General features: G+C 70.7%; 8 protein-coding genes and 2 pseudogenes. All 10 read right to left on the bottom strand.

The window, feature by feature from the left end:
• A pseudogene (locus I53_RS12600) lies at nt 1–210 on the bottom strand (elongation factor Ts); the annotation flags it as partial.
• Between the two features lie 118 nt (nt 211–328).
• The gene (locus I53_RS12595) at nt 329–1,396 is read right to left on the bottom strand and encodes a 30S ribosomal protein S2 (RefSeq protein WP_012320390.1); all 1,068 of its coding nucleotides are present in this window, start codon (nt 1,394–1,396) and stop codon (nt 329–331) included.
• Nucleotides 1,397–1,661: 265 nt separating this feature from the next.
• Nucleotides 1,662–2,402, bottom strand: a complete 741-nt coding sequence (locus I53_RS12590; protein WP_043351196.1) for a pseudouridine synthase — start codon at nt 2,400–2,402, stop codon at nt 1,662–1,664.
• Nucleotides 2,399–3,304 (bottom strand): class I SAM-dependent methyltransferase, encoded by a 906-nt coding sequence (locus I53_RS12585; RefSeq protein ID WP_043351191.1) that lies wholly within the window; start codon nt 3,302–3,304, stop codon nt 2,399–2,401. The genes I53_RS12590 and I53_RS12585 overlap by 4 nt, the downstream gene beginning before the upstream one ends.
• A 149-nt stretch (nt 3,305–3,453) precedes the next feature.
• Nucleotides 3,454–4,452 (bottom strand): GTPase Era, encoded by a 999-nt coding sequence (gene era, locus I53_RS12580; protein WP_043351189.1) that lies wholly within the window; start codon nt 4,450–4,452, stop codon nt 3,454–3,456.
• Complete coding sequence (gene rnc / locus I53_RS12575) at nt 4,449–5,228, bottom strand: ribonuclease III (protein WP_081948668.1); 780 nt, start codon at nt 5,226–5,228, stop codon at nt 4,449–4,451. Before rnc ends, era begins: the two co-directional genes overlap by 4 nt.
• Nucleotides 5,225–6,010 (bottom strand): signal peptidase I, encoded by a 786-nt coding sequence (gene lepB, locus I53_RS12570; RefSeq protein WP_085987653.1) that lies wholly within the window; start codon nt 6,008–6,010, stop codon nt 5,225–5,227. The genes rnc and lepB overlap by 4 nt, the downstream gene beginning before the upstream one ends.
• 191 nt (nt 6,011–6,201) lie before the next feature.
• Nucleotides 6,202–6,612: a holo-ACP synthase gene (gene acpS, locus I53_RS12565; RefSeq protein WP_043351183.1), complete on the bottom strand. Its 411-nt coding sequence runs from the start codon at nt 6,610–6,612 to the stop codon at nt 6,202–6,204.
• On the bottom strand, nt 6,609–7,358 hold the full coding sequence (locus I53_RS12560; RefSeq protein ID WP_043351181.1) for a pyridoxine 5'-phosphate synthase: 750 nt from the start codon (nt 7,356–7,358) through the stop codon (nt 6,609–6,611). The genes acpS and I53_RS12560 overlap by 4 nt, the downstream gene beginning before the upstream one ends.
• Before the next feature lie 312 nt (nt 7,359–7,670).
• A pseudogene (locus I53_RS31230) lies at nt 7,671–7,928 on the bottom strand (transketolase C-terminal domain-containing protein); the annotation flags it as partial.

The raw sequence follows: 7,928 nt of genomic DNA, 5'->3' as shown, positions 1-7,928 counted from the left end.
CGTGGTGCCGGCGGACTTGACGGCCACGAGGCCCTCGGCGGCGACGCGGCCGGCTTTCTTGGCGGCCTTGGCGAGACCCTTCTTGCGCAGCCAGTCGACGGCGGCCTCGATGTCGCCCTGCGTCTCGTTGAGCGCGCCCTTGCAGTCCATCATGCCGGCGCCGGTCTTCTCCCGGAGCTCCTTCACCATCGCGGCGGTGATGTTGGCCATGGCGGTCCCTTTCGTGTGGTCTGGATGCGAGAGGCCCGGCGCGCGGGTGAGCGGCCGGGCCCGGTATGCCTGGAACCGCGACGGCCCGATGACGGTGCCGCCGCGGAGTCCCGATGGATCAGGCTGCGGCGGCGGCCTCGACGAAGCCACGGGCCTGCGAGACCCACGAATCGCGGTCGATGCGGCCGTTGAGCTTCAGGTCGGCGTCGACCTTGGCAACGTCCTCGGGGGTCATCGCGGCGAGCTGCCAGTAGTGGTAGATGCCGGCGTCGTTCAGCTTCTGGACGATCTGCGGGCCGGCGCCGTTGAGCTTGGTCAGGTCGTCCGGCGCGCCGCGCGGGGCGGCGAGCAGCTCGAAATGCTCGGTCGACTCGGCGAGCATCGCCACGTCGGCCGGGTCGAGGGCGTCGGACTCGACCGTGACGGCCGCGTCGTCGTTGGCCGGCAGCTCCTCGGCCATCGGCTCCTCGGAGGCGCCGAGATCCATGCCCGACGAGCCCTGGGCGCGCGAGATGCCGTCGATGGCGGCCTTGGCGATCAGGTCGCAGTAGAGCGCGATGGCGCGGCCCGCATCGTCGTTGGCCGGGACGATGTAGCTGATGCCGTCCGGGTTGCAGTTCGTGTCGACGATGGCGGCCACCGGGATGCCGAGGCGGTTCGCCTCCTTGATCGCCAGCTGCTCCTTGTTGGTGTCGATCACGAACAGCAGGTCGGGGACGCCGCCCATGTCCTTGATGCCGCCGAGCGCCTTCTCGAGCTTCTCCTTCTCACGGGAGAGCATCAGGCGCTCCTTCTTGGTCAGGCCCGGGCCGCCGGTCTCCAGCGTCTCGGTGACCTTGCGCAGGCGCGAGATCGAACCCGAGATCGTCTTCCAGTTGGTGAGCATGCCGCCCAGCCAGCGGGAATTGACATAGTACTGGGCCGAGCGCTTGGCCGCCTCGGCGATCGTGTCGGCCGCCTGGCGCTTGGTGCCGACGAACAGCACGCGGCCGCCCTTGGCGACGGTGTCGCTCACCGCCTGCAGCGCCTGGTGCATCGCCGGCACGGTCTGGGCCAGATCGATGATGTGGATGTTGTTGCGCGTTCCGAAGATGTAGGGCTGCATCTTCGGGTTCCAGCGGTGCGCCTGGTGACCGAAATGCGCCCCCGCCTCGAGGAGCTGACGCATAGAGAAATCGACGGCCATGTCTGTGTACTCTCCGGTTATATCCGCCGCGGAGGGATGCGGCCGGCCGAGATCTCGGACGACCACCGGAAACGCCTCATTCAGGCATGAGGCCGGCTCCGCGTGTGGGATGGGCCGGCGCTTAGCAGAGGCCGGGTGCGAAGGCAAGGCGCGGAACGGGGCCCGCGCGATCGGCATCCAGGCCCCGGCCGTCGTCGGCGCAATCGTCAGTCTTGCGTCAATCTTGCCCGGTCGCCGCGCTGGTCGCCCTCGAACACGGGACGGCTCACGCAGCCGCAAACACCGCCGCCACGTCCCCGGCGGTCATCACCCGGTAATCCCCCGCCGCCAGATCCGCCGGCAGGTCGAGGCCGCCGACCCGATCCCGGTGCAGGGCCGTGACGTGGTTGCCGATGGCGGCGAACATCCGGCGGACCTGATGGTAGCGGCCCTCCGTCAGCGTCACCGCGCAATGCGTGGCATCGGCGACGTCGAGGTGCACCGGCAGCAGCGGGCGGTCCTCACCCTCGAGCATCAGCGTGCCGGCGGCGAAGACCGCCGCCTCCCCGCCGGTCAGCGGCCGGTCGAGGGTGACGCGGTAGCGCTTGGCCACCTGCGCCTTCGGGCTGATGATCCGGTGCAGCAGAGCGCCATCGTCGGTCAGCAGCAGGAGGCCCGAGGTCTCCTTGTCGAGCCGCCCGACGGTCGAGAGCGGCGGGTCACGGCGGCGCCAGCGCTCCGGCAGAAGCCCGTAGACCAGCGGACCGGCCTCCTTGTGCGAGCAGGTCACGCCGAGCGGCTTGTGCAGCATCAGACACAGGCCGGGCAGCGGATCGACGGGCGCGCCGTCGATCGTCAGCCGGTCCGGCAGATCCGGAGCGAGGGCGATCCGGTCGCCGGCATCGTCCAGATCCGCGCCATCGAGGCGGATCGCGCCGGCGCGGGCGAGGGTCTGGATCTCGCGGCGCGAGCCATAGCCGAGATTGGCGAGGAGCTTGTCGAGCCGGACGGACTTGGCTGCGCTCACCGGCGCGCCTCGTAGACGCGGAAGCCGTTCGCCTGCACGGCGACGGAGACGCTCCGGAACGCCGCGCGCAGGGGCGCCTCGTAAGGCAGATGCGCGTTGGCCACGAGCCAGAGCGTGCCGCCCGGCCGCAGAACCTCGGATGCCCGGGCGATGAATGCGCGGCCGAGGGACGGGTCCTCGGTTCCGGCCTCGTGAAACGGCGGATTGGTGACGATGAAGTCGAGCTGGTCCGGCACCACGCCGGGCGTCCGGACATCCGCCCAGTGGATCGTGGCCCGCGGGTCGGCGACGTTGCGCCGGGCCATCTCGACGGCCCGGCGGTCGATCTCCACCAGCGTCAGGGCGGTGACCGCGTCCGAGCCCAGCACTGCCCGGGACAGGATCCCGAGGCCGCAGCCGAAATCGGCGCCGCGGCCCTTGAAGGCCGGCAGATTCGCCAGGAGCAGCGCCGTGCCGGCATCCAGCCGGTCCCACGAGAAGATTCCGGGCTGCGTGCACAGGGCGAGGTTGTCGACATGGCGCGGACCGCCCTCGTCGATCGCCTCGGCGAGTCCGGCCGGCTCTGTCGGGCGCTCCGCCGTGCAGATCCGGTGATGCCGGCGCGGCTGGTCGGCGGCGGCGCAGCCGAAGGTCGTCAGCTCCTTGGCGAGACGGGTGCCGCCCCGGTCCTTCGGGGCCAGGGCGACCATGCGCCCGCCCGGCCCGAGGGCGCGCAGCACCTGGGCCAGCACGTAGCGCCGCTCGACCGTTCCGGGCGGCGCGAGCACCGTGGCCGCGTCGAGGCTGTTCTCGGACAGATCCTCCAGCCGTGCGGCGCCGGGGATCATGGGGGAAAGCTGGACGGCGTCGCCGGGAACCTCAGCGAGGTCGGCCGGCGGCAGGCCGTAGACGGCATGGCGCATGAACGGTTCGGGATCTGGAGAGCCAACGCCGGAACGCGAATCCGCGGCGGAGCGGGGCAAGCCCGCGCCCGACTCGGTTCATCCGGGGGAACACCGCGTTTATACCGGAACCGGCCGGGAAGCCCAGCCTCCCGGGCGCGGCCCCGTCGTCAGCCGCGCGGGAATTCGAGGCCCATCTCGCGGTAGCGGGCCGGATCGTCGGCCCAGTTCTCCCGCACCTTCACGTGCAGGAACAGGTGGACCTTGGCGTCGGCCGCCTCGGCGATCTCGACGCGGGCCGCCTGCCCGATCGACCGGATGGTCTGGCCGCCCTTGCCGAGCACGATGGATCGCTGGCTCTCCCGCTCGACGAAGATCGTCTGCTCGATCCGCACCGACCCGTCGGGCCGGATCTGCCACTGGTCGGTTTCCACCGTCGAGCGATAGGGCAGTTCCTCGTGAAGCCGGTCGTAGATCTTCTCGCGGGTGATCTCGGCGGCGAGCATGCGCAGCGGCGCGTCCGAGACCTGATCCTCCGGATAGAGCCAGGGGCCCGGCGGCATCCGGGCCGCGAGGGCGCGGCGCAGATCGTCCACGCCGTCGCCGTTCAACGCCGAGATCATGAAGGTCTCGGCGAAGGGCGCCGCGGCGTTGAGCTTGGCGGCGAGGTCGAGCAGGCGCTCGCGCGGGATCAGGTCGATCTTGTTGAGGATCAGCAGCTTTTCGCGCTTCACCTCGCCGAGCCGCCCGAGCACGGCCTCCACCTCCGCATCGACGCCCTTGCGCGCATCGACCAGCAGGCAGACCGCGTCGGCATCGGCGGCGCCGCTCCAGGCCGAATGCACCATCGCCCGGTCGAGGCGGCGCTTGGGCGCGAAGATGCCGGGGGTGTCGACGAGCACGACCTGGGCCGAGCCCTCGATGAGGATGCCCCGCACCAGCGCCCGGGTCGTCTGCACCTTCCGGGAGACGATCGAGACCTTGGTGCCGACGAGGTTGTTGAGCAGGGTCGACTTGCCGGCATTCGGCACGCCGATCAGCGCGACGAAGCCGGCCCGGGCGTCGGCGGGCGTGCCCGGGAGCATGGACGGATCGCGCGCGGGCTCCTGGCCCGGCATGGCGCCGGGGCCGTCCTGCGCGTCGTGATCGTCCGGTTCGTGCGTGTTCATGCTGTCTCCGTCGGCCCCGCATCCGCGGAGGCTCCGATTCCCTCTCGCTCCATCAGCGCCCGGGCGGCGGCCTGCTCGGCAATCCGCTTCGAGGTGCCGTCGCCGAGGCCGGGCTCGAGGCCCTCGACCTGGACGGCGATGCGGAACCGGGGCGCGTGGTCGGGACCCGTGCGTTCGACCACCGCATAGGTGGGGATCGGCAGGCTGCGGCCCATGGCCCATTCTTGCAAGGCCGATTTGGCGTCACGGCCCCGTGCCGCAGCCGTCGGCTCGCCCGGGCGGAAATGCGCCTCGACCACCGCCCGGGCGGCGTCGAAGCCGGCGTCGAGGTAGATCGCCCCCAGGATCGCCTCGCAGACGTCGGCGAGGATCGTCTGATTGCGCCGGCCGCCACCCATCACCTCGCCCTGGCCGAGGATCAGGTGCGGTCCGACCTCCCAGGACGCGGCCACAACCGCGCAGGTCTCACGTCGGACCAGGGCGGCGAGCCGCCGGGAGAGATCGCCCTCGTCGGCCTCCGGAAAGGCGCCGTAAAGGCGATCGGCGACCGCGAGCCCGAGCACCCGGTCGCCGAGGAATTCCAGGCGCTGGTAGCTGCCGCCCCGACCGCTGGACTTGCTGGTATGGGTCAGGGCACGGGTGAGCAGGTCCTGATCGGCGAAGCTGTGCCCGATCCGCTCCTCGAGCGCGCTCAGGGGCGGCCGCGGCTTGTGGGCCCGACGGGATCGGGCGTTGGCCCGGGGCTGCGCGGCGTCGTCCAAGTCCGGACCGGTCAATGGATCGTCGTGAACAGGCGCGACCAGCGCACGTGGGCCGGCCAGTTCCAGACCTGCCACGCCGGGGTCCCCTCGTCGATCGAGAAGAAGATCATCTCGGCGCGCCCGACCAGATTGGCGAAGGGCACGTAGCCGACATTGGCGAGGTCGCGCGAATCGGTGGAGTTGTCGCGGTTGTCGCCCATCATGAAAAAGTGACCGGGCGGAACCGTGTACAGCTCGGTCTTGTCCCAGAAACCATTGTCGCCGTCGCGCTCGATCACCCGGTGGACCACGCCATTGGGCAGGGTCTCCATATATTGCGGCACCTTGGTGGGCTGCCCGTAGGGATCGGTCGTCTCGTAATCGGCGATCCGCTCGCGCTTCACCGCCTTGCCGTTGATGTTGAGCACGCCGTCGATCATCTGGATCTTGTCGCCCGGCAGGCCGATCACGCGCTTGATGTAGTCGGTCGAATTGTCCTTGGGCAGCTTGAACACCGCGATGTCGCCGCGCTTCGGATCGACGCCCCAGATCCGGCCCTCGGCCTGAATCGGGATGTATTCCGACAGCGGCAGCGAGTACTTGGAGTAGCCGTAGGAATATTTCGATACGAACAGGTAATCGCCGATCAGCAGGGTCGGGACCAGCGACCCTGAGGGGATGTTGAACGGCTGGAACAGCAGCGTCCGCACCACCAGGGCGATCAGCAGCGCCTGGATGCCGACCTTCAGCGTCTCGCGGATGCTGGCCCAGGTGCCGGTCTCGGCGGGTTTCCTGAGCGGCTTGCCGTCGTAATCCACGCGCGCGTTCCGTCTTTGGTTGAGGTTCGTCACCTGCCGCCAGCGGGGCGCAGCCCCGCCGCGCGCGGCTTGCTGATGTGCGGTTGGCCCGAGGAATGCGCCGCAATCGTGTCCGCTGTGAGCGGCGGTCTAGACCATGCGCGAGCCCCCCGCAACGCGCGACCGGGGCCGGCTAATCCGCGATGGCCGCCTCAACCGGCGACAGAGACCGGCAGGGCTTCAATGATCACGAAGGCTTGTGCCATCGGTGGATCGTCCGTGAGGCTCACATGCAGGCGCGCCGCGTGTCCGGCCGGCAGAAGTTCCGCGAGCCGCGCGGCCGCACCGCCCGCCAGCCGGAGGGTCGGCTGTCCGGAGGGCAGGTTCACCACCTCCATGTCACGCCAGAACACGCCGGCGCTGAAACCCGTCCCCAGCGCCTTGGCGCAGGCCTCCTTGGCGGCGAAGCGCCGGGCGTAGCCCTCGGCACAGGCGGCCCGCCGGTCGCAGCGGGCCCGCTCGCCCTCGGTGAAGACTCGGTGGGTGAAGCGCGCGCCGTGCCGCTCCAGGGTCCGGGCGATCCGGCGGATGTCGCAGAGATCCGAGCCAATCCCGACGATCATGCGAGCCGGGCCCGATCCATGGCGGCCCGCATGTCGCGCACCGCTTGGTCGAGCCCCACGAAGATCGCGTCGGCGATCAGCGAATGGCCGATATTGAGCTCCCGGATCTGCGGCAGCGCCGCCACCGGCCCGACGCTGCCGAGGGTCAGCCCGTGACCCGCATGGATCTCCAGGCCGAGGCCGGCCCCGTGCTCGGCTGCGCGCCGGAGGCGGGCGAGTTCGTGGGCCGTGCGGCCTTCATCGTCCTCAAGGGCGGCCTCGCAGTAGCTGCCCGTGTGCAACTCGACCACCGGCGCCCCCAGGGCATGGGCGGCGTCCATCACCGCGGGCTCCGGCTCGACGAACAGCGAGACGCGGATACCGGCTTCCGCGAGGGTCCGGATGCGCGGCGCGAGGTGCTCCCGGCCGCCGACGATGTCGAGCCCGCCCTCGGTGGTGCGCTCCTCGCGCTTCTCCGGGACGAGGCAGGCGGCATGGGGCCGCGTGGCCAGCGCGATCGCCACCATTTCGTCGGTGGCCGCCATCTCGAAATTGAGCGGCACGGACAATCCGCGCTTCAGCGCGGCGATATCGGTATCGCGGATATGGCGCCGGTCCTCGCGCAGATGCGCGGTGATGCCGTCGGCGCCCGCCTCGACGGCGAGCAGCGCCGCCCGCACCGGGTCCGGGTAATCGCCGCCGCGGGCGTTGCGGACGGTCGCGACGTGATCGATGTTGACGCCGAGGCGCAGCTTTTCGGAGGTCATCCGCTCGTTCGTCCCCGTGTCGGCGCGATGCGACAGGCTTACCGGCAGGGTTCGGAAGGCGCGGCGCGCCCTCACCCCGTGCCGGCGATATGCGGAGGATCGCGCGCGCCGGCAAGACGGCCGGGGCCGCGACACTCGCCGATCGGCTGGCGCGCCCGTCATCGCGGAAGACGGCGATCCGGGGGACGAGGATCGTCACGCCAGGGATCCGGCGCCGCCGGGATTGGCGGCGCCGAGGGAGCAAGATCCCTGGGCGGGCCTTCCCGACAGGCGGCCCGCCCGGTCATCCAAGGGGCCGAAGGACCCTCCCGCTCAGGCGAGGCGCAGGCGCGACCGGCCGTCCTTCCGCTCGGGCAGGGCATCGAGGACCGCCTTGACGATGGCTTTGGCGTCGAGGCCGGCCTCGGCTTACATCTTCTCGGGGCTGTCGTGTTCCTGGTAGGTGTCCGGCAGCGTCAGCGTCCGCACCCGGACCCCGCCCGCGTCCAGGGCCCCCGTCTCCGACAGCATGTGCAGCACCATTCGCGCCGAACCCGCCCGGCGAGCCCTTTTCGATCGTCAGCAGGACCT

The sequence above is a fragment of the Methylobacterium sp. B1 genome (assembly GCF_000333255.1).
Lineage (GTDB): Bacteria > Pseudomonadota > Alphaproteobacteria > Rhizobiales > Beijerinckiaceae > Methylobacterium > Methylobacterium fujisawaense.
The sequence above is the reverse complement of the archived record's forward strand: the minus strand, read 5'-3'. Positions and strand labels throughout refer to the sequence as shown.